Genomic DNA, 19,917 nt, shown 5'->3' with positions numbered 1-19,917 from the left:
AGGCGGAGCCCCCCGCTCCTATGCTTAGGGCCATGTCCACTTATGAAGTCCGCCGCAGCGCGGTCATCCCTGCTCCCGCCGAAGACGTTTTCCCGGTGGTCAACAGCTTCCACGAGTGGACCAAATGGTCGCCGTGGGAGACCGTGGATCCGGGCATGAGCCGGCGCTACTTCGGCAGCGAATCAGGCGTGGGCGCAGGCTACGAGGGAGCGGCAACCGCAAAGCCGGCAGCGGAACCATGGAGATCGTCGAGTCGGAACCATCCAGCCGGATCCACGTCCGCCTGCAGTTCAACAAGCCGTTCAAAGCCCTGAACCCCACCACCTTTACCTTCACCCCCGTACCCGGCGGCACCGAGGTCACCTGGGTGATGACAGGGGAAAACAAAGGCGCTGCCAAGCTGTTCGCGCTCTTTATGAACATGGACAAGCTGGTGGGATCGGACTTCGAACGCGGGCTGAAATCGCTGTCCGAGGCAGTGGCGGCCCGGAAGAGTTGACCCCCGCAGCCGGCCGGCTACACGGCCGGCTCGCGCCGCCTGCGGAACACTATCCTGAGGTTGTCACGGAAGCTGAGGCTGTTCCGGCGGCTCACCACGATGACAGCGGACAGTGCGGTGGCCAGGACCACGGCACCGCCGGCGGCCACTGACCAGCGGGCGCCGAATTCGGAGCCGATCCAGCCCATCAGCGGCGCACCCACGGCAGTTCCGCCCTGGAGGATGGCAAGGTACAGGGCCAGCACCCGTCCGCGGAACTGCGGTTCCACGGAGAGCTGGATGCTGGTGTTGCAGCTGTTCAGGAACGTGATGGATGCCAGGCCAACCGGTATGAGCACGGCGGCATAGAGCCAGAACGACGGCGATACGCTGCCCAGGAGCGTGAACGCACCTAAGCCCAGCGCCCCGCCCAGGAGATACCGCAGCCGCGGGCCGGCCCTGCGCGCCGCGAGCAGCGCACCGGCCAATGTGCCCACCGCCATGATGGAACCAAGGAGCCCGAATTCACCGGGTCCCACCCCGAACTCGGTGGTGGTCATCAGGGCGTTGGTGATAGGGAAGTTCATGCCGAAGGCGCCCAAAATGCCCACCATAAAGAGGATCAGCACCAGATCCGGCCTCTGGCGGACGTAGCGCACGCCTTCCGCCACCTGGTGTTTGCTGCGGGACGGCCGGACGGCAGGGACCAGTTCCGAAGTCCGGATCCGGAACAGCGAAATGATCACGGCGGCAAAGCTGGCCGCGTTGAGCAGGAACACTGGTCCGGTGCCTACCCATGCGATCAGCACGCCTGCGATGGCGGGCCCGGTGAGCCGTGCAGTGTTGAAGGACGCGGAGTTCAGTGCCACCGCGTTGGAGATGTTGTCCTGCCCCACGAGTTCGGAAACGAACGCCTGGCGCGACGGCGCGTCGATGGCGCCGGCGATTCCAAGGCAGAGAGCGGCAAGATAGGCATGCCAGAGCTGGGCGGTGCCCGTGACCACCAGGAGTCCCAGCACCAGCCCGGTCACGCCCATGGCCACCTGCGTCCACAGCAGGATGACGCGTTTGCGGTAGCGGTCCGCCAGTACTCCGCCGTAGGGGCCGAGCAGCAGCATGGGCAGGAACTGCAGGCCGGTGGTGATGCCGAGGGCGGCGCCCGAATGGTTGGTGAGGACCGTCAGTACCAGCCAGTCCTGTGCCACACGCTGCATCCAGGTCCCGATGTTGGACACAATGGCCCCGCCGGCCCAGATGCGGTAGTTGCGGTTATCCAGGGCCCGGAACATGGCGCTCATTTTCCGCTCATCTCCTGCATGATGTGGGCGGCCCGGCTGAGGATCTGCCGGTCCTCTTCGCTCAGCCCGGCCACGCGCTGGGCGAGCCAGGCGGTGCGCTGGTTGCGGGCTTCCGCCAGGACTGCCCTGCCGCCGTCGGTGATGTCCACGCGGACCTGGCGGCCGTCGTCGGGATTGGCAGCACGGGACACGAAGCCCTGGTCGGCGAGGGCGTTGACGATGCGGGTCATGGAGGGAGCCTGCACGTGCTCCCGCTCGGCCAGTTCACGGAGGGTGGTCGGGCCGCTGCCGTGCAGTTGGGCCAGCACTGTGTATTGCCCGGGGGTGATGACGTCGCCGGTGGCTTCGACGCGGAGCCTGCGGGATGTGCGCATCACGGCAGTGCGGAGCTCGATGGCGAGGGTGTCGGAGGTAGTGGATTCCGTGGTCTTGCTGTTGTCGGTTTTGGTTGTGGTCACTGTGGTGTTGCGCCTCCCGAAAATGCTTAGCATTGCTAATTAGTCCTGCTAATAAGTATGCTTCTGCGCAGGACTCAGGGCAAGGGCTTCGAAGGTTGACGTTGATCACTGGTTAGGCTGGGGCATGGATTATGTACTCCGGCAGGCCACTGCTGACGATGCAGAAGCCGTGGTGCTGATGCACACGCTGGCGCACGAGGAGTGCTATTTCCACCTGCTGTCCCCGGCCTTTTTTGCCGCCCGCCGCGCTGCGGTTCCCGAACGGGTGGCCCGCCGTCGGACTCACCTGGACGTGGAGGACCCCCGCATCGTCGCTGTGGACGCCAACAACGAGGTGGTGGGATTTGCCGACGCCGGTCCAGGCCGCGACGAGGATGGCCCCGTTCCGCTGGAGCTGTATTCGATCTACCTCCTCGGCCGCGCTCAGGGCACGGGCCTGGGGACGGCCCTGGTGGGCGCGGCAATCGGGGAGTCGCCGGCGTACCTTTGGGTGCTGGAGGACAACGTAAGGGCCCAGGCTTTCTACCGCAGGCTCGGCTTCCGGCCCGACGGCGGGCGTGGGCTGCTGCCGCCAGAGTGGGAAAGCCTGCCGGAGATACGGATGGTCCGGACTGGGCCGTAGCGGGGCGAGGAGCTGCGGTGCAAGGCCTGCTAGCCTGCTGCGCCGGGGTCTGTCACCAGCAGGTCGCCGACCTCGCACTCCAGGGCCTGGCAAACGGCCGCGAGCGTGGAGAAACGAATGGCTTTCGCGCGGTCATTCTTGAGGACGGACAGGTTGACCAAGCTAACCCCGACCCGTTTGCTGAGCTCCGTCAGGGTCATGCCGCGCTGCTCCAGCAATTCGTCCAGCCGGCAATGAATCCCGGTTGTGTCCTCGGCTGGCATCAGACCAGGCCCTCGGTGTCTTTCTGCAGGCGTCCGCCGAACTGGAAAACCCCGGCCACGAGGATGAGCACAAGCCCGGCAACCACCGGAGCCATGTTGAAATGCGCGCTGAAACTGAGCCCTTCTCCTGCAGTCCGCGCGTTGATCCCGAGCACTTCTGCCAGGCGGCCGCGGGCGATCTGGTCGAGAACTTGGGCAGCGCTGCCCGCCACGGCCAGGACCGCGCCGCAGGCTCCGATGATCCAGACGGATGCAGCTGTGAACAGGTTCGCAGCTCGAAGACGGAAGGCCAGCAGGAACAGCAAAGCCAGCACGGCCAGGACGCTGATGTGGCTCAACGTCCCGGCCCACGCCAACAGCGCGGCTTCACCGGTGGGCAAGGCGGGGATGGCCACCTCCACTGAGGTGAAATGCGCCTGCGCGCCGAGTTGCACGTCCGAAAGGGTGTGCTGGTTGGTGCTCAACGGCAGGGTCAGCGTCACTGGGCCGGTGAAGTAGGCCACGATGCCCGGGATGGTGAGGGCCGTCGTGGCAACAGCAGCTGCCGCGGACACTGCCATCAGCGCCACCGCGTCCGCCCTGGATACAACCCTGCGGTTACCCTGCCTCCATTGCAAACCTGCCTTGGCAAAATTCACTATTCCCCCAGTAAGTTATCGATTGCCGATAATAATGACAATCGATAACCTACGGCTCCCACACTCCTGGCGTCAAATCCCTACAGTTCGTTCCGCACCACGGCGCCCTGAGCCACCACAACGCGCACCTTCTCCAAGGCGGAAGCGTCGCTGAGTGGATCGGCGTCGACCACCACCACGTCGGCGAGTGATCCGCGGACCAACCGCCCGACGTCGTCCCGTCCAAGCAGGCGGGCCGCGTGGACGGTGGCGGACTGCAGCGCTTCGAGCGGCGAGAGCCCGGCCTCGGCGAGAAGGCGCGCCTCGGTGCCAATGGGCGTGACATCGGTGCCGAAGGAGTCCGTGCCGGCCACGATGGTCACGCCCGCTTCCTGCGCCGCAAGCACCGCGGCTTGCAGGATGGGCGTGTACTCCTTGCCCCGTGCGGCCAGGATGGGATTCGTGGAAGTTGCCATGCTGGTGATCGCATCCATGGTGGGCGTGAAGTAGGTGCCGCGGCGGGCCATCTCGGCGATGGTGTTTTCGGCAACGAAGACGCCGTGCTCCACGCTGCGCACCCCGGCGCGCACTGCGCCGTCGATACCTTCTGCGCTGTAGGCGTGGCACAGGACGCCGGCCCCGTTCGCTGCTTTGACCACGGCGGACAGCTGTTCCTGGTTGTAGACCAGCTCGCGCGGATCCTGCTCGGGGAGACCGGCGCGGGGATTGGCGCGGGTCTTGATGACCTTGGCGCCGCGGCTCAGGTTCACGCGGGTGAGGTAGGCCAGGTCCGAGGTTTCCTTAACGCCGCCGGAGAGGGTGGCCAGCGGTGCAAGGTCGGGATCGGCAAGGAGTGAATCCCCGAGGTCCGGCGAGATAAACAAACCGGCGGGTGTCATCCGCGGGGAGACGCCGGGGGCCCACTCCGGGAGGGCGGCGAGCGCCACGTCCTGGTAGAAACTGCTCGAGCCGCTGCGCACGCTGGTGGCGCCGCCCTGCAGGATGGCGCGGGCGTCGGCGAGCGTGTTCGCATGGACGTGCACGTCCACCAGGCCGGGGAGTACCCACCGGCCCGAGGCGTTCAGGACCTGCGCACGCCCGGCGACCGCGGCCACCGCCTTCCGCGTCTCGTCGCGCGTTCCGGCGGCGGTGACTTTGCCGCCGTCGAGCACCACAACACCGTCCTCGACGGCGCCTCCGGTCTTGGGATCGACGATGGTACCGCCTTCGATGATCAGCGGCCGGTTGGTGAGGGGGCTGCCGGGGTAGTTGGGACCGGAGGGTTCGTCCCCGGCATGCGCGGCCGGGGAGCCGCCGAGCTGGGCGGCGATGCTGGCCACTGAGATTCCGGCGAGGGCTGCGGCGCCGGCCAGGATTCCGCGGCGGGGAAGCCTGGCGCCGGGTGTGGGGGCAGAGGTGTGGTCATGAAGGCACATCGTTGTCTCCTTACGGTGAATCGCCCGAACCGGACGCGGGCTGTCGACGATGCTACGTGGCTACCTGCCGGTATTGAACGGCCGTTCTGGGATCCCAGCCAATGGGAATGGATAACTTCTGCGCTCCGGTGTCATCCTGAAACTGGTGCTCCATCCATCGAAGGGGTTGTTTATGGCTGCAACTGCTGAGGCCGTCCTCCATGACGGCTCCGTCATTCCGGTCAGCGTCCACGGCGATGGCCCCGCGCTGCTGCTGCTTGCCAGGCTGGAGCCGTATACGCCGGACGAGGCCGCGACGATGCGGAAGTGGGGCGGGGACCCGGACCTGGGGCCGGCCCTGGTTGACGGGTTTTCCGGATCGAACCGGCTGATCGTGGCGGACTACGAAGGGCATCGGATGGCCCACCCTGCAACGGAGACCCTCACGCCGGACAACCTTGCCGCCGACCTGCTCGCGATTGCCGATGCCGGCGGGACAGCCGCCTTTGGCTACTACGGCTACTCCTGGCTCGCGCTCGCCGGGCTTCAACTGGCCCTCCGCACTGACCGCCTGCGGGCCCTCGCAATGGGCGGGTTTCCGCCGCGGGACGGGCCCTACCGAAGCATGTTGGCAGTAACGCGGGCCGCGCATGCCGCGTCCACCCGAGCACCTGACCCGTCGGCCATCTCTCTTGCTGAGGCGGAGCCGGGGGACTGGGACTCAGTGGCCGTACAGACCACCGAGGCCCAAACCCGCCAGTTCGTCACCCTGTATGAGGCGTTGCAGGATTTCGACGACGTCGCTGCTGCAGTGCCGGCCAGCCTGTCGCGTCTTGCGTTCGCCGGGGCCAACGACCAGATTGACTACAGCGAGCAGTGGGGCGGTGTCCGGGTGAGCATTGGCGAGCCGCTCGCCAAGCACCGCGACGTGCTGCTCGCCGACGGCTGGGATGTCCAGGTCCTGCCTGGACTGGATCACCTGGGCGCGATGCACGGTGCCGTGGTCCTGCCTCTCCTGGGCGCGTGGTTGAGGAAGGTTGGCTGGGTTCGGGACTAGGATCACGGGGCGCGGGTCATGTCTCCTTTGTCGACCCCCGCTTTCCGCTTCCGGCGGCAGGAATTGTCTGACCCCCTTGCGATGATTGATGCATGGGGAAAGCGGCGGTGGTGAAGGCGTTTGAGGACATCAATGCCGCCCTTGCCGTGCTCAACGCGGAGGTGGAGGGGTGTGGTGCGGAGCCGTTCTCGGATGCTGATCCGTTGGCCGGGCTGGGGGATGGGTGCCTGGACATCCTCGCCGGGGCGCGGGCGGCGGAGGCCGGGATCGCGGGCTTGAAGGCCCGGGCTGCCGTGACGTACGCGGATACTGCCCAGGCCATTGCGGGGCCGGACGTGCCGATGCAGGCGCTGGAAATGTCCGTGGCCGCGGAAATCGGCGCCCTCCTGGCCCTCGGTCCCCGGGCAGCCGGTGCGTTCCTGGCCGCGTCCCACGCCATAACGAAGGAACGGCCGCTGACGTTCTCGGCCTTGCAGGCTGGCAAGATCTCCTGGCAGCATGCCCTGGTCGTGGTGGAGGAAACGGCCGGCCTTGACCCCGCCGGCGCTGCCGCGCTGGAGGCACAGTTCCTGGCCCCCGATGTGCCTCGGCCGGCCACGGCCGCCCCGATCGGGGAATTGCCGGCGTACAGGTTCCGTGCCAAGGCCAGGAAGTGGCGGGAGCGCCACCACCCCGAATCCATCGAGAAGCGCCACGCCAAGAGTGTGGCGGACCGGCGAATGGAATACACCCCGGACCGCGACGGCATGGCCCGGGTCTCCCTCTACGTCCCCGCGGACCAGGCCTCAGCCATCTGGAACCGCACCACCGCCATCGCCCGCGGCCTCCAAAGCCCCGACGAACCGCGCACCATCACCCAACTCCGCCCCGACATCGCCGCCAGCCTCCTGCTCGGCGCCGGAGCCGCACTTCACCCCGGCCCGGAAACCAGCACAGAACAAAGCAGCACGGGACAGGCCAGCACAGGACAAAGCAGCACGGGAGAAAGCATCGCGGCTGCAGGCAAGCCGGGTGAAACGTACGCAGGTGCCGCCTTAGGCACCGTCCCGGCACCCAAAGCGGACGTCCTCGTCACCGTGCCGGTACTCGTCCTGTTCGGCATCACGGACGAACCGGCAAACCTGGACGGCTACGGTCCGATCCCCGCGTCCATGGCCCGCAGACTCGTCGCCAACGGTGCCACCTTGTTCTACCGGGTGCTGGTGGACCCGCGGGACGGGGCGCCGCTGGAAATCGGCCGCACCAGCTACCGGCTCACCAAAGCCATGAAAAAGACCCTGCAACTCCGGGACGGTAAGTGCACCTTCCCCGGCTGCAACAACCCATCCCTGGACAACGAGACCGACCACCTTCAAGCTTGGCAAGACGGCGGCACCACTGGGCTCAGCAACCTGGCCCAACTCTGCCCGAAACACCACCACCTCAAACATGCCACCGGATGGACGCCCACACCGGCCACCAAACACGGACCACCCGGCTGGATTTCACCCACCGGCCGCCACTACAAAGCCGAACACCACGACTGGGAACCACCACACTGGCCCACGCAAGGGCAGCCAGGACAACCGCAGCCAACTCGCCTCAACCCGACCTGCCTGCCACCTGACTTTGTCTACGGCCCCTCCCCAGGAGAACAAGAACTCGAACGGTTCCTGCACGCCCCACCCGCCTGACTCGTCGCGGGTTTCGGGTTTAGGGTTTCGACAAGCTCAACCACCGGATTCGTCGCGGGTTTCGGGTTTAGGGTTTTGACAAGCTCAACCACCGGATTCGTCGCGGGTTTCGGGTTTCGGGTTTTGACAAGCTCAACCACCGGATTCGTCGCGGGTTTCGGGTTTAGGGTTTTGACAAGCTCAACCACCGGATTCGCCGCGGGTTTCGGGTTTCGGGTTTCGACAAGCTCAACCACCGGATTCGTCATGCCCAGCCGCAGGATCGACCATCTGCTTTCGGGTTTGGCTCCCCAGCCGCTCCATAATCGCGAACTCGGCCCGGGAACCCGGCGGCTGTGGGCCCAGGCTCAACCACCGAAGTGCACCGTACTCAAGTACCGCGACGTCGACGGGTCAAGCGCCGGAACCTGCCTTGGCCTTCCGCCAGCCTCCGGAGCGGTTGGTGGCGATGATCCCGCGGAAGATCTCGAGCAGGGGTTCCTCCTGGACGGGGTCACCTTCGTAGTACGAAATCATCCGGGCCGTCTTGTTGCCGTGGCCGCCGGTGATGATGTGGTGCGGGTCCGGGGTTAGGCCGCCGTCGTACAGAAAGACGTTGACGTGGTCCTTCGCCGCGAGCAGCGCGCAGATGTTGCCCTGCAGGACGAAGTAGGGCTGGACGGTGCGCTTGATGGTCTCCTCGACCGCTGGATCAGCGGCGTGGACCAGGTCCCGCACCCGCTGGCAGATCCCCTGCTGCCACGGCGGAAGGGGGTCGATGTACTGGTCCACGCGGGGGTCCTTCTCGTAGCTCATCGGCGAACTCCTTCGAATGTCGGCGCCTCTACGGCCATGGTTCACCGTTCCATCGGAGAGGGGAAGAGGTGGGCGGTGCGGAAAGCTGCGCTCCGCCGTCGTAAGTTCTCCGGGTCTAAGCTTGCCGCATGGGTGCCGTTGACGATTCCCTCGCCGCCATGTCCGGGACCGATCGCGCATGCCTGCAGCGCGTTGTCGAGCTTGCGCGGGGCCTCGCGCCGGACGCCGTCGAAGGGATGAGCTACGGCATGCCCGCCCTGAAGCTGGACGGCAAGCCGCTGATCGGCGTGGTGGCGGCGGCCAAGCACCTGTCCATCTTTCCGTTCTCGCCCGCGGTGGTTGATGCCGTCGCACTCCGTCTCGAAGGCTTTTCCCTGTCCAAGGGGACGGTCCGGTTCACGCCGGACCATCCCGTTCCCGATGACATAGTGGCGGAGATGGTCCGGCTGCGGATGGCGGAGATCCGGAAGTAGTCTCCTAGAGTTGCGCCGGGTCCAGCGGCAGGGGAGTAATGGGCTGGTCATTCGCCGTCAGGTGGATTCCGCGGCCCGCCCGGCAGGTTCCTCGACCCCTTCCCCCGCTTGTGAGACCATCCGGTATGGGTGAAAACAGCGAAGAGTTGGACAGCGCCGTCCCCGCCGCCGGGGTGGATGACCAGGTGCAGGAGCCGGGAAATCCGCCTCCCGCGGCCGAACAGGGGCGGTCTGTTGGTGACCGCCGGCGGGATGCGGAAGCCAAATTGGAGCAGCACCTGCGCGACGCCCGAAGCAAGGAAACGGAAGCCGACGGGCAGCAGCAATGAAATCGAACCACCTGCTGCTGGACGCGTTCGGCAGGATCCGGGAAACGGTGGAAGCAACTCTTGAAGGGCTCGACGACGGGTCCCTCACCGTGCGGCCATCGGGAACCGGCAACTCGATCGCATGGCTGATCTGGCATCTGGCCAGGGTGGAAGATGTTCAGGTTTCGGATGTTGCAGGGCTGGAACAAGTATGGTTCACGCAGGATTTCGTAGGCCGCTTCGGACTGCCACTTCGCCCCACCGATACGGGCTACGGGCACTCGAGCGACCAGGTGGATGCTGTGCGGGCTCCGGCCGAAGAGCTGCTTGAGTACTACGACGCAGTCCACCGGCAGACGGTTGAATTTCTGCAGACAGTCAGCGACGAGGACTTGGACCGGGTGGTTGACACCCGGTGGGACCCGCCCGTGACGCTCGGCGTGCGGCTGGTGAGCACCGTTGCGGACTGCCTTCAACACATAGGGCAGGCCGCGTATGCAAAGGGCCTGCAGCGGAAACCCGCAGAATAAACTTTCCCTATTTCGCTGGCCACAATTCAGTTCCATAATGGCCACATAGGCTTCGGGGACCCTCGCGCCGGTATGGCTGGCGGGGCGTTGCAGAGTCCCAGGTAGCCGCCCACAGCAGGGCGGAGTGGACGGCCACGCAGCCGCGGACAGGGACGTTCCGGGACTGCAATCGGGGGAGAGCAGCGCCATCATCGCGATAAAAATGCACAAAGGAATTTATTATGCTCAAAGATTCAGCAATCATTGCTGTTCTTCCGGCCAAGGACATCAACAGGGCGCGGGACTTTTACCGGGACAAGTTGGGCATTGAACCATCCGGTTCGATGGAAGAGGACAGCCTCATGTATACCTGCGGCAAAGGGACAGGCTTCCTCGTTTACCAGACTGACAATGCGGGGTCTGCCAAGAACACCCAGATGGGGTGGGAAACGGACAACCTTGACAAGGAAATGGGGGACCTGCGCAGCCGCGGCGTGAGGTTCGAAGACTACGATTTTCCCGGCCTGAAGACGGAAAACGGCGTTGCCACCAGTGATTGGGGAAAGGCCGCCTGGTTCCTGGACAGCGAGGGCAACATCCTTAATATCACCCAGCGCGCATAGCCCGCCAAAGCCCGCGCGAGCCTCCTGCCCGCGCGGGCTTGGGGTACTGCGCACGCGATTGTTAAGTGCAGAGTCTGCTGTGCGACAGGCATATCAAGGTTGGATCAAGAGAAGAGCAAAGTTGCCTCAGGTTTTTCCGAATCCCGGCTTCCCCCGCTTTTTGGCGAATAGGCTCCCAGCTGTAACCAACGCGGCTTAAGCAAGAGGCCCGGCTCATTGCCGGGCCTTTTTATGGGGGAAATCATTGTCAAAGTTTGGGAAGGTGCCGGGGTCAGCAGGGAGACCGCGGCGGGCCCGGAAGCCAGGGGCAATTGCCGTTGGGGTTTCTCTTGCACTTTTTATCGCAGGTGCCATCGCCCTGCCTCGTGTTTTGTCCGCGGATCTGGAGACGGCAGCTTCAGCCAGCACAGCTACGGCCGTCCCGGCGGAGGCGAGCCCAACTGCGGAAGCTGCGCCGGCGCCGTCGTCCGTTCCCTCCTCCTGGGAGACCGCGGAGCCGCTGGCCCGCGAAACGTCCAGCGTTGTGGCGCAGGGCGCCGCTGCGCCGAACGCGCCGGCCTTTACCACCAAAGCGATCGATCTGCTCGCCACCCTGCCCATCAAGGGCCGGGCGCCCAAGACGGGCTATGACCGGGCGCAGTTCGGGCAGGCGTGGGCGGACGTTGACCGCAACGGCTGCGACACCCGGAACGACATCCTCCAGCGCGATCTGACCGACGTCACCTACACGAACAGCGTTCCCTGCAAAGTGCAGACCGGAACGCTGGCGGACCCGTACACGGGCGCCAGCATCAGCTTCCTGCGGGGGAGCGGGACCAGCACCGCCGTCCAGATCGACCATGTTGTTGCCCTCAGTGATGCCTGGCAGAAGGGCGCGCAGCAGCTGACCACTGAGCAGCGGACGGCCTTTGCCAACGACCCACGGAACCTCCAGGCTACGGACGGTCCCACTAACCAGAAAAAGGGCGACGGCGACGCCGCCACCTGGCTGCCGCCGAACAAGGCGTTCCGCTGCGAGTACGTCGCGCGGCAGATTTCGGTCAAGGCGACGTACAGCCTGTGGGTTACCCAGGCGGAGCACAACGCTATGGCGAACATCCTCGCCGCATGCACGGGGCAGTTGGCCCCCACGGAACAGCAGGCGGTTGCTGCTCCAGCACCTCCTGCATCAGCTCCGCCGGCATCTGCGCCGGAACCGGCGCCGGTTGCTGCGGCACCTGCTCCGGTTGCAGTGGTGCCGGCTCCTGCTGCCCCTGCGCCAGTTGTTCCTGCACCGGCGGCCGTCTTCTATGCGAACTGCGCGGCGGCAAAAGCCGCCGGTGCAGCGCCCATCCTCACAGGCCAGCCCGGTTACCGGGCAGGGCTGGACCGCGACCTGGACGGCGTCGCCTGCGAAAGCTGACCCAAAGTCTTGGGGCTTTCAGGCCCCATGTTTCACCATCACAAACATTCCTAGGGGGAAAAGTGAAAAAGACGCTGACATTAGTTGTCCTGACCGGACTGATGCTGACCGGATGCGGCGGCGGCAAGCAGGTAGCCGTGCAGGCAACAGAAACTGCAACCGCCGTTGCCGCGGTTGCAGAAACGGTGGCGGTTCCAGGCGTAATAGGCATGACTTTGGACAAGGCCACGGAGCAGCTGGAAGATCTCGGCTTCAAGGTTGAGGCTCTGGACACCGTTGACGGCAAATCGATCATTGTGAAGAAAAACTGGCAGGTGATTTCCCAGGACCCCACCGAGAGTGCCACGGCTGCGAAGGGGTCCACGGTGCACCTCGGGGTCACATCCCTTGAAAAGCTGGCCGCGGAAAAGGCTGCCGCGGAGAAAGCGGCTGCCGAGAAGGCTGCCGCCGAGCAGGCAGTTGCTGCAAAGGCTGCGGCAGAGAAGGCAGCGGCCGACAAAGCCGCCGCAGACAAAGCGGCCGCGGACAAGGCTGCGGCAGATGTTGCCGCTGCACAAGCAGCCAAGCCCGCACCGGCTCCCGCTGCACCGGCTCCCGCTGCACCCGCTCCTGCTGTTCCGGCTCCCGCTGTGCCGGCACCGGCCGCTGTTTACTACGCCAACTGCACTGCAGCGCGACAAGCAGGAGCAGCGCCGGTGTACGCCGGTACGCCGGGCTACGGCAAGCACCTCGACAGGGATGGCGACGGCATCGGTTGCGACAAGTAGGGTCCAGTGCTGAACTGACTCACCGTCGAATGAGTGCGTATTAGACAAGATGCCGTGGACGCCCTTTACGGGTGTCTACGGCATCTTCGTTGGGTGCTGCCGGTTCAGAACGGCAGCGCCACCAGTGCGATCAGCGCCGGCACGGTGGCACCCAACGTCCCGGGGATGCTGTCGCCCCTCTTCGGATAATGGCCCTGCATGTCGGCGAGGAACATCGCCGGAGCGGTCAGCACCATGTTCAAACAGCAGTAGACCACCAGGGTATAGCCCACCACCTCGTCGCCCAGGTTCACGGCCACCACCCCGGCCAGGACGCCCAGCCCGATCGCCAGATTCCGGAACCCGGTGGGAATGGCCCACATCATCACGGCCGGAACGTTTTGCGGCGGGGTGCTGAGGAACTTCTGCGCGCCCGGCCGGTGCATCAGGAAGCTTTCCAGCGGGAACACCACGATGTAGATCATGGCGGCGAGTACCGCGAAAATCTGGGATACGGCGTTCATGGAGGAAGAGTACGACGGCGGTGCGCGCCGCCCACATCCCCCGCGCCGGGGTTCCGGGTGCTTGGGGAATCCCCACTGTGGGGGATTGCGTCACCGCCCCTTGGGCAGATACTGGAGCTATGTGGGAGGAGCGCGCTGAACGCGCGCGGCGGGAGATCGCCACCCTGGCCGCCGGCGGACTGGGCCTGGCCGAGCTCTATGCCGCTGCGCTCGCCGTGGTGCAGCGGGAGGTGCCGTTCGAGCAGGGCTGCTGGGCCGGCGTCGACCCCGAGTCTCTGGTGATGACCTCTGTCACCAACTGGCGGGACTGGGGCGTGACGGAGGAGTATGCGGCACGGTTCGCCGAAACGGAGTATGCCGGGCAGGAGCCCCACCGGTTCGCTGAGCTGTCCCTGCGCCCACGGCCCATCGCCCGGATTTCCGACGCGCCGTACCGGGACGTGACGGGCAGCGTCCGCGTCAACGAGATCCTGAAGCCGCTGGGCCTGGAGCACGAACTCCGGGCCGCATTCCGGGTGGACCAGGCGTGCTGGGGAGTGGGCAGTATCTTCCGGGAATCGGGTCCTGATTTCTCGGACCGGGAGGTGGACTTCCTCGCCGCCCTCACAGCCACCCTGGCGGCGGCCAGCCGGATCGCCGTGCGTTCAGAACATGCCGGCCGCCAGGCAACGGCCGGGCCGGTGATCGTCATCGCCGGGCTGCACGGCGGGCTGAAGGCAGCCACCGCGGCAGCGGCAACCTGGCTGGCCGAGGTGGAAGACGCCGAACCGGGGCGCTTCAGCATGACCCTGCACTCGGTGGTGGCACATGCCCATGCCTCGGGATCGGGCACGGCCAGGGCAAGGATGCGCGACGCCGGAAACAACTGGGTGGTGCTCCAGGCCAGCCGCCTGATCACCGGCGATGATCCCGAACAGATGGTGGTCACGGTGGAGCCGGCCACCACCTTTGACCTGGCCACCCTGCTGCTCGCGGCATATGGCGTCACGGCCCGGGAGCGGGAGGTCTGCCTGGAGGTACTGTCCGGGAGTTCGACGGCGGACATCGCCCGCCACCTGTTCATCTCCCCGCACACTGTCCACGACCACCTGAAGTCGCTCTTCGGAAAGGTGGGCGTGGGCAGCCGCGGAGAGCTGGTGGCCAGGCTCGTCGCGTAAGGCGGGCATCCCAAGGTCAGGGACCGACCACCTTCCCATTCTGGACCAGTACGTCCAGGTGGTCGGCAATGTCAGCGAGCACCGAGATGTCCGCAAGCGGGTCCGCGGACAGCACCAGCATGTCGGCATCCGCCCCCGCTGCCACGACGCCGAGCTGGCCTTCGCGCTCCAGCAGCCGCGCCGCCGTCGTGGTGGCCGAACGGATGGCATCGATGGTCGGCTGGACCTTGCCCAGCAACCGGAACTGTTCGTTCTGGTGGCGGTGCATGCCGCCGAGCAGGTCGGTTCCGAACGCCATCTTGACCCCCGCTTCGTGCGCCCGGCCGATCGCTTCGAGGCCGCTGTTGAGGACGGAGTCCACCTTGGCCCACATCTCTTCGGTGAGGCCGAAACTCCTGCCCTCCTCCTTGAGCGCCCAGTACGTCACCAGGGTGGGCACCAGGAAGGCGTCCTTCTCGAGGAACAGGCGGAGGCTCTCGTCGTCGAGCAGGTTGCCGTGCTCGATGGAACGAACGCCGGCCTCCAGGGCGCGGTTGATGGCACGGGCCGTGTAGGCGTGGGCGGCGACGTAGCGGTTCGCTGCCTCCGCCTCCTCCACGGCTGCACGCATCTCCTCCATCGAGTACTGGGTGGAGTCGATGCGGTCCGTGGGGGACGAGACTCCGCCGGAGGCCATGATCTTGATGTGATGTGCGCCCTTGCGGATTTCATCGCGTGCGGCGGCACGCACGGCGTCCACCCCGTCGGCGACGCGGCCGATGCCGCAGCATCCCCGCCCGTTCGGATCGTGGTCTTCACCGGGCAGGCGCATGTCGCCGTGGCCGCCGGTCTGGCTCAACGCGTGCCCGCAGAAGTGGATCTTCGGGCCTTCCAACAGGCCTTCCTGCTGTGCCATCGCCAGGCCGAAGTCCGCGCCGGAGAGATCCCGGACGGTGGTGAAGCCGCGGCGCAGCATCCCGCCCATGATCCGGGCCGTCTGCGCGTATACGTACGACGCCGGCGTGTAGGTCAGCGACCGGAAGTCGGCACTGGAGGCGACCACGTGGACGTGGCAGTCGATGAGCCCCGGAAGGACGAACTTTCCGGTGCCGTCGATGACCCGGGCCCCGGAGGGTGCGTCGGCGTCCGGACCAACGTGGCTTACTTTCCCGTCCATGCTGACGACGTCGGCGATGGAGTAGGTGCCTGCGTCCACGTCCAGCACGCTGGCGTTGCGGACCACTAGGGCGCCGCTGCCGGCCGTTTCTTCAGGCGGGGCCTGGGTGTTCGGGGTGGTGCTCATTTAGATGGTGTCCTTCCCTGGGACTTCGTGGGGATGGGCTGCGAATGCTTCGATGAGGCCGGTCAGGTTCGTCTTGACGACGGCGACGGCGGCTTCCACACTTTGCTGCGTGTAGCGGCCTTCCGCGTCCAGCATGGCGAGGACCCCCACCACGTTGCCGCCGCCGTCGAGCACGGGAACGTTGATGACGGAACCGCAGCCGAGCCGCTGGATGAGTTCGGAATCGGCGAAGACCTCACGGAGCGCGTCCAGGTCCGGGGCCAGGAACGGCTTCTTGTCTTCAATGACCGTCCCGAGCCAGCCTGGGGAGATTTCCACGGTCTTCTCACCGCCTACCGGGTACTCAGCCGGATGGCTGGTGAAGAGCCGCCGCAGGCTGGACCGCTCCGGGATCCATTGCAGGACGGTGAAGAGAATGACGCCGGGATCCTGCCGCATGGCGTCGAAGACCTGCTGGAAGACGACGTCCGATTTCATTGGTGTTTCTGTCATTTCTGTCCCGTTCCCGCCGGTGCCGGGTCATGCTCGGCCCGGGCGTTGATGTCTTCGAGCGATTTGCCGGCGGTGGAGGCGCCGAAGATGACCACGCCCAGGACGCCGATGGTCAGGACCACCGTTGTCATCACGAATACCCCGCCGAAGCCGAGCGCCACGGAGAAGATGCCGATGATGGAAGGGGCCAGGATGCTGCCGATGCGTCCCACGGCACTGGCCAGGCCAACGCCGGTGGCCCGCATCCAGGTGGGGAACAGCTCGGGTGTGTAGGCGTAGACGCCGGCGTAGGTGCCGTTCAGGAAGAAGGACAGGGTCGCCGCGGCCACCAGGATCATGCCCGAATCGTTGGACTGGCTCAGCCAGAAGGCGCTGAGCGCGGAACCGGTCAGGTACAGGGCGATGGTGTTCTTGCGGTCGATCCGGTCGTTGAGCCAGGCGGCGGAGAAGTAGCCGGGAATCTGTGCGAGGTAGATGATGATCGAGTACTCGAAGCTCTTGGTGACGGTGGAGCCGCGGCCCACCAGCAGGGTGGGGATCCAGGAGAAGAAGCCGTAGTAGGAGAACGTGATCACGAACCAGATCAGCCAGATCACGGCGGTCCGGCGGCGCATGGCCCTGGACCACATGAACTTCAGGGCATTCCAGATGCTGATCTTCTGCTCGTGCTTGGTGATCTCCTCGGTGGCTGGCGGGAGCGTGGCGAGGTTCTTGCCGGTTGCCTTCACCACGCTCTGCTCGAAGCGTTCAACCACCTCTGTTGCTTCGGCTATGCGGCCGCGGCTGATGAGGAAGCGGGGGGATTCGGGCAGGCTTCGGCGCCACCAGAGCAGGAGGAGGATGGGGATGGCGGTGACCACCTGGGCCCAGCGCCAGCCGTCTTCGCCCATCGGAACAATGAAACGGCCAATCAGTGCTGCACCAACGAAGCCAAAGGAGAAGAACCCGGCCAGCGTTCCAATGAACCAGCCGCGGCGCTTCGGCGGGATGAACTCGGACAGGAACGGCGCGATGATCACGCTCTCAGCGCCGGCACCCAATCCTGCAAAGATCCGTGCAATCAGGAAGACTTCGAAGTTCGGAGCCATGGCGGCCACAACGGACATAACGCAGTAGAAGGCAAGCGCCCAGAGCATCACCTTCTTGCGGCCGAACCGGTCGCCCATCCATCCCGAGAGGATGGCTCCGAAGAAGAAGCCAAGCGGGGCGGCGGACCCCACCAGGCCAAGGCTGGCGTTGCTAAGGCCCCAGAGTTCCTGGATGCGCGGGAGCAGGAATGCGACCACTGCCCCGTCCATTCCGTCGAACGAGTAACCGAGGCCTCCGATGAGGAGAAGCTTGTAGTGTGGGCGACTGAGAGCCAGCCGGTCCAAGCGTGCTGTAAGTGACATTGCGGGTTCCTGCCAGAGTGGGCCAAGTTGTACATTTTGGGGAATATGCACGGATCTGTGCAGATGTGATGTAATCGAAATTACGCCAGAGTGTGAGGTAGGTCAATAGGTGGTGCAACAGGAAAACAACTCTTCGTCGGTCACCGAGTGGCTGGACAGCCGGGTGCAGGGGAGGAAGCTGGCTGCCAGGCAGATGCAGGTCATCGGCGTCCTCCGCTCCCAGCCCCGGCTTGCCTCCTACGGGTCAGTCAGCGACATCGCGGCAGCCGCGTCGTCGAACGCTTCCACGGTGACCAGGACCGCGCAGGCGCTGGAATTCAAAGGCTGGGCCGACTTCCAGTTCGAGCTCCGCTCGCGGTTTCTGGCATCCCTGAGCGCCCTCGAAATCGCCGCGGAGCACAACGGCCACATCAGCAGCCCCGCCCAGGCCGCCGTCTCCACGGACCGAGCCAACCTCGCCCATCTGGAGCGCACACTCGATCCGGCTACCGTCCGCTCCATCGCCGAAGCGATCGCGGGGGCACGGCAGACCCTGATCGTCGCCGCGGGCAGCTACGCGATCCCGGGCAAGGCACTGGAGCACAACGCTGTCATTGCCGGCTACAACGTCCGGCTGCTCGACGCCGACGTCGCAGCACTCACAAATACTCTCGCGCGGGTGACCTCAGAGGACCTGGTGATTGCCATCAGCCTGTGGCGGGTTTACGACAGCACCATGCGGGCCATGGGGATCGCCCACAATGCGGGCGCCGCCATCGCTTCGATCACGGACAGCGCGGGGTCTCCCGTGGCGGAGCATGCCGAGCAGCGAATCGTTGTCCCCACCGAAGGCGCGGGTTTTTTCCCGTCGCTGACCGGGGCGGTCGCCGCGGTGCAGGCCATCGCCGTCGAACTCGCTTCACTGGACCGGGAGCGGTCCAACAAAAACATCGCCGCGTCTGAGCGGACCTGGGACCAGATGCGGATCATGCATCCGCGCTCAAGCTCATAAAGAGTGCAGTTATTACGGTGGTTGCCCGGCGTGCGAGTGCCGGGGAGCCGGTAGTCACCTCGGTGCACACAAGCCAGTGGCCCGCCCTCCACTTGGAGGACGGGCCGCTGGCTTGTGTTCTGACGCCCGGGTAGCCGGGGTCAAGGCGGGGTTTAGCGGCGGTTGCGGCCGTCGTCGTCGAGCTCGATGTTTTCCGTGCGGACTTCCTCGGTGACGGTGTGCTCGTCAGTCACCGTCTCCTTGTCCAGGCGGACGCGTTCGACGGGGACGGTTTCCTTCTGGACCACTGGGCGTTCCTCGTGGAGGATCACTTCGTGTTCCTCCTCGCTGATGGCAGGGCCGTCCATGGCGTTGCCGATGTTCGCGTCGGTGATGGGTTCGCGTTCCAGCCGGACCTCTTCTCGCTGGACCGGCACCGTCTTGGTGACGTTTTCGGTGACGACGTACTTGCGCAGACGTGCGCGGCCGGCCTGTTCCTTGCGGGTGCCCACGTGGAGCTGTTCTTCCGAGCGGGTCATCGCGTCATCCGTGGTGGGTCCGGACGTGTCATGGCCAACGGTCCCGTGTCCGGCAGCTTCGTGGGTGGTGTCCCGGCCGGTACCGGCAAAGGCAGCGCCGCCGGTGATCCCGTAGTACGTGTAGAGCTCATTTTCTTCTTCCGGCTCCAAGTGACCGTCAGGAGCGACGCGGGGCGCGTCCTTGACCTTGTCCTTGGTGTGCGCGACCACGATGTCGTGGCCGTCCAGCGAAGCGGAATCCAGCGGGGCGAAGGATTCGTGGGTTCCAAAGAGTCCGGTCTTGACCGTGACCCAGGTGGGTTCGGAGGTCTGGTCATCGACGTAGATCTGTCCGATGGAGCCGATCTTGCTTCCGTCGGAGCCTACGACGTGGCCGCCGGCGGTGGTGAGTGCAGAAAGGTTATCAGTGCTGATCATGCTGTTCTCCTTCTCGTACTGCGGTTGAAGACCTGCGTGGTGGAGTTCATACAAGCATGTCTGCGAGCAAGAAAGCAAGCATGCTTACTATTTGACCCCAGCGTGGCCCGGATGCTTAGATAAGGCTCGGCTGGCTCGCGAGGATGTAATCCACGGCTGCTGCCCCCGTCACGGCGAGTCCCGGGTACCGGTCCCGAACACCGCCCTGCTTGACGTGGCCCTCGTGTTCCATGGCAGCGCCGAGAGCACTTTCTGTGCCGAGTTTCTCCCTGTTCAGCAGGCACCAACTGACGTACACCCCATACACCTCTTCTGCGAGAACGCCGCTGTGCCTGTCCGGTGCCGGGACAATGCATTCGGACAAAAACCGGGAGTAGTTCGAAACACTCATTTCTCTAGTCCTTCTGC

24 protein-coding genes are annotated in these 19,917 nt (G+C 65.4%); 12 read left to right on the top strand and 12 right to left on the bottom strand.

Going from position 1 to position 19,917, the window contains the following annotated elements; translation table 11 throughout:
- Positions 1–124: 124 nt before the first annotated feature.
- Positions 125–499 (top strand): SRPBCC family protein, encoded by a 375-nt coding sequence (locus QF038_RS15860; protein WP_307613500.1) that lies wholly within the window; start codon positions 125–127, stop codon positions 497–499.
- Positions 500–516: 17 nt separating this feature from the next.
- On the opposite strand, the gene QF038_RS15855 is transcribed toward QF038_RS15860, so the two are convergent.
- Entirely contained in the window at positions 517–1,776 is a 1,260-nt protein-coding gene (locus tag QF038_RS15855; protein WP_307611150.1) for an MFS transporter, read from the bottom strand.
- Positions 1,773–2,150, bottom strand: coding sequence for a MarR family winged helix-turn-helix transcriptional regulator (locus QF038_RS15850; protein ID WP_373461652.1), 378 nt, complete (start codon positions 2,148–2,150; stop codon positions 1,773–1,775). The genes QF038_RS15855 and QF038_RS15850 overlap by 4 nt, the downstream gene beginning before the upstream one ends.
- 208 nt (positions 2,151–2,358) lie before the next feature.
- On the opposite strand from QF038_RS15850, the gene QF038_RS15845 reads away from it, so the two are divergent.
- Positions 2,359–2,856, top strand: a complete 498-nt coding sequence (locus tag QF038_RS15845; RefSeq protein WP_307611146.1) for a GNAT family N-acetyltransferase — start codon at positions 2,359–2,361, stop codon at positions 2,854–2,856.
- Between the two features lie 29 nt (positions 2,857–2,885).
- Here QF038_RS15845 and QF038_RS15840 read toward each other — a convergent pair whose 3' ends face one another.
- The 3 genes from QF038_RS15840 to QF038_RS15830 all read right to left on the bottom strand — a co-directional run bounded on the left by QF038_RS15840 (position 2,886) and on the right by QF038_RS15830 (position 5,172).
- Positions 2,886–3,119, bottom strand: coding sequence for a helix-turn-helix transcriptional regulator (locus QF038_RS15840; RefSeq protein ID WP_307611144.1), 234 nt, complete (start codon positions 3,117–3,119; stop codon positions 2,886–2,888).
- On the bottom strand, positions 3,119–3,679 hold the full coding sequence (locus tag QF038_RS15835) for a hypothetical protein (protein WP_307613499.1): 561 nt from the start codon (positions 3,677–3,679) through the stop codon (positions 3,119–3,121). The genes QF038_RS15840 and QF038_RS15835 overlap by 1 nt, the downstream gene beginning before the upstream one ends.
- Positions 3,680–3,837: 158 nt before the next feature.
- Entirely contained in the window at positions 3,838–5,172 is a 1,335-nt protein-coding gene (locus QF038_RS15830) for an amidohydrolase family protein (RefSeq protein WP_307611142.1), read from the bottom strand.
- A gap of 172 nt (positions 5,173–5,344) precedes the next feature.
- Between QF038_RS15830 and QF038_RS15825 the strand changes: the two genes are divergently transcribed.
- Positions 5,345–6,208, top strand: coding sequence for an alpha/beta hydrolase (locus QF038_RS15825; protein ID WP_307611140.1), 864 nt, complete (start codon positions 5,345–5,347; stop codon positions 6,206–6,208).
- 92 nt (positions 6,209–6,300) lie between these two features.
- Positions 6,301–7,881 carry an HNH endonuclease signature motif containing protein gene (locus QF038_RS15820; RefSeq protein ID WP_307611139.1) on the top strand — a complete coding sequence of 527 codons (1,581 nt, stop codon included), beginning with the start codon at positions 6,301–6,303 and terminating at the stop codon, positions 7,879–7,881.
- A 393-nt stretch (positions 7,882–8,274) separates the two neighbouring features.
- Here QF038_RS15820 and QF038_RS15815 read toward each other — a convergent pair whose 3' ends face one another.
- A complete protein-coding gene (locus tag QF038_RS15815; RefSeq protein WP_307611137.1) occupies positions 8,275–8,676 on the bottom strand; it encodes a DUF1801 domain-containing protein in 402 nt (133 codons plus the stop codon).
- Positions 8,677–8,804: 128 nt separating this feature from the next.
- Here QF038_RS15815 and QF038_RS15810 point away from each other — a divergent pair, with 128 nt between their 5' ends.
- The 6 genes from QF038_RS15810 to QF038_RS15785 all read left to right on the top strand — a co-directional run bounded on the left by QF038_RS15810 (position 8,805) and on the right by QF038_RS15785 (position 12,758).
- Positions 8,805–9,149, top strand: coding sequence for an iron chaperone (locus QF038_RS15810; protein ID WP_307611135.1), 345 nt, complete (start codon positions 8,805–8,807; stop codon positions 9,147–9,149).
- 125 nt (positions 9,150–9,274) lie between these two features.
- Positions 9,275–9,478 (top strand): hypothetical protein, encoded by a 204-nt coding sequence (locus QF038_RS15805; protein ID WP_307611133.1) that lies wholly within the window; start codon positions 9,275–9,277, stop codon positions 9,476–9,478.
- Complete coding sequence (locus QF038_RS15800) at positions 9,475–9,987, top strand: DinB family protein (protein ID WP_307611131.1); 513 nt, start codon at positions 9,475–9,477, stop codon at positions 9,985–9,987. The genes QF038_RS15805 and QF038_RS15800 overlap by 4 nt, the downstream gene beginning before the upstream one ends.
- A 221-nt stretch (positions 9,988–10,208) precedes the next feature.
- Entirely contained in the window at positions 10,209–10,589 is a 381-nt protein-coding gene (locus tag QF038_RS15795; RefSeq protein ID WP_307611129.1) for a VOC family protein, read from the top strand.
- 370 nt (positions 10,590–10,959) lie between these two features.
- Positions 10,960–11,991 (top strand): DUF1524 domain-containing protein, encoded by a 1,032-nt coding sequence (locus tag QF038_RS15790; protein WP_307611127.1) that lies wholly within the window; start codon positions 10,960–10,962, stop codon positions 11,989–11,991.
- Positions 11,992–12,053: 62 nt separating this feature from the next.
- Positions 12,054–12,758, top strand: a complete 705-nt coding sequence (locus QF038_RS15785) for an excalibur calcium-binding domain-containing protein (RefSeq protein ID WP_307611125.1) — start codon at positions 12,054–12,056, stop codon at positions 12,756–12,758.
- Between the two features lie 104 nt (positions 12,759–12,862).
- Here QF038_RS15785 and QF038_RS15780 read toward each other — a convergent pair whose 3' ends face one another.
- A complete protein-coding gene (locus tag QF038_RS15780) occupies positions 12,863–13,261 on the bottom strand; it encodes a DUF1304 domain-containing protein (RefSeq protein WP_307611123.1) in 399 nt (132 codons plus the stop codon).
- A gap of 119 nt (positions 13,262–13,380) precedes the next feature.
- Between QF038_RS15780 and QF038_RS15775 the strand changes: the two genes are divergently transcribed.
- A complete protein-coding gene (locus QF038_RS15775; protein ID WP_307611121.1) occupies positions 13,381–14,418 on the top strand; it encodes a helix-turn-helix transcriptional regulator in 1,038 nt (345 codons plus the stop codon).
- 16 nt (positions 14,419–14,434) lie between these two features.
- Here QF038_RS15775 and QF038_RS15770 read toward each other — a convergent pair whose 3' ends face one another.
- From QF038_RS15770 to QF038_RS15760, 3 genes are read right to left on the bottom strand one after another with little or no spacing between them, the layout of a single operon-like run.
- The gene (locus QF038_RS15770; protein ID WP_307611119.1) at positions 14,435–15,700 is read right to left on the bottom strand and encodes an amidohydrolase family protein; all 1,266 of its coding nucleotides are present in this window, start codon (positions 15,698–15,700) and stop codon (positions 14,435–14,437) included.
- Entirely contained in the window at positions 15,701–16,192 is a 492-nt protein-coding gene (locus QF038_RS15765) for a GAF domain-containing protein (RefSeq protein ID WP_307611117.1), read from the bottom strand. It lies immediately after the preceding gene.
- Positions 16,189–17,583, bottom strand: a complete 1,395-nt coding sequence (locus QF038_RS15760) for an MFS transporter (RefSeq protein ID WP_307611115.1) — start codon at positions 17,581–17,583, stop codon at positions 16,189–16,191. The genes QF038_RS15765 and QF038_RS15760 overlap by 4 nt, the downstream gene beginning before the upstream one ends.
- Before the next feature lie 109 nt (positions 17,584–17,692).
- On the opposite strand from QF038_RS15760, the gene QF038_RS15755 reads away from it, so the two are divergent.
- On the top strand, positions 17,693–18,574 hold the full coding sequence (locus QF038_RS15755) for a MurR/RpiR family transcriptional regulator (protein ID WP_307611113.1): 882 nt from the start codon (positions 17,693–17,695) through the stop codon (positions 18,572–18,574).
- 152 nt (positions 18,575–18,726) lie between these two features.
- Here the strand turns inward: QF038_RS15755 and QF038_RS15750 are convergent, their stop codons facing one another.
- Positions 18,727–19,509 (bottom strand): YsnF/AvaK domain-containing protein, encoded by a 783-nt coding sequence (locus tag QF038_RS15750; RefSeq protein ID WP_307611111.1) that lies wholly within the window; start codon positions 19,507–19,509, stop codon positions 18,727–18,729.
- A gap of 115 nt (positions 19,510–19,624) precedes the next feature.
- On the bottom strand, positions 19,625–19,900 hold the full coding sequence (locus tag QF038_RS15745; RefSeq protein ID WP_307611109.1) for a hypothetical protein: 276 nt from the start codon (positions 19,898–19,900) through the stop codon (positions 19,625–19,627).
- Positions 19,901–19,917 lie beyond the last annotated feature (17 nt).

The organism is Pseudarthrobacter sp. W1I19 (assembly GCF_030817835.1).
Classification (GTDB): Bacteria; Actinomycetota; Actinomycetes; order Actinomycetales; family Micrococcaceae; genus Arthrobacter.
Note: the sequence above shows the minus strand (reverse complement) of the source record. Positions and strands in the feature narration are given on the sequence as shown.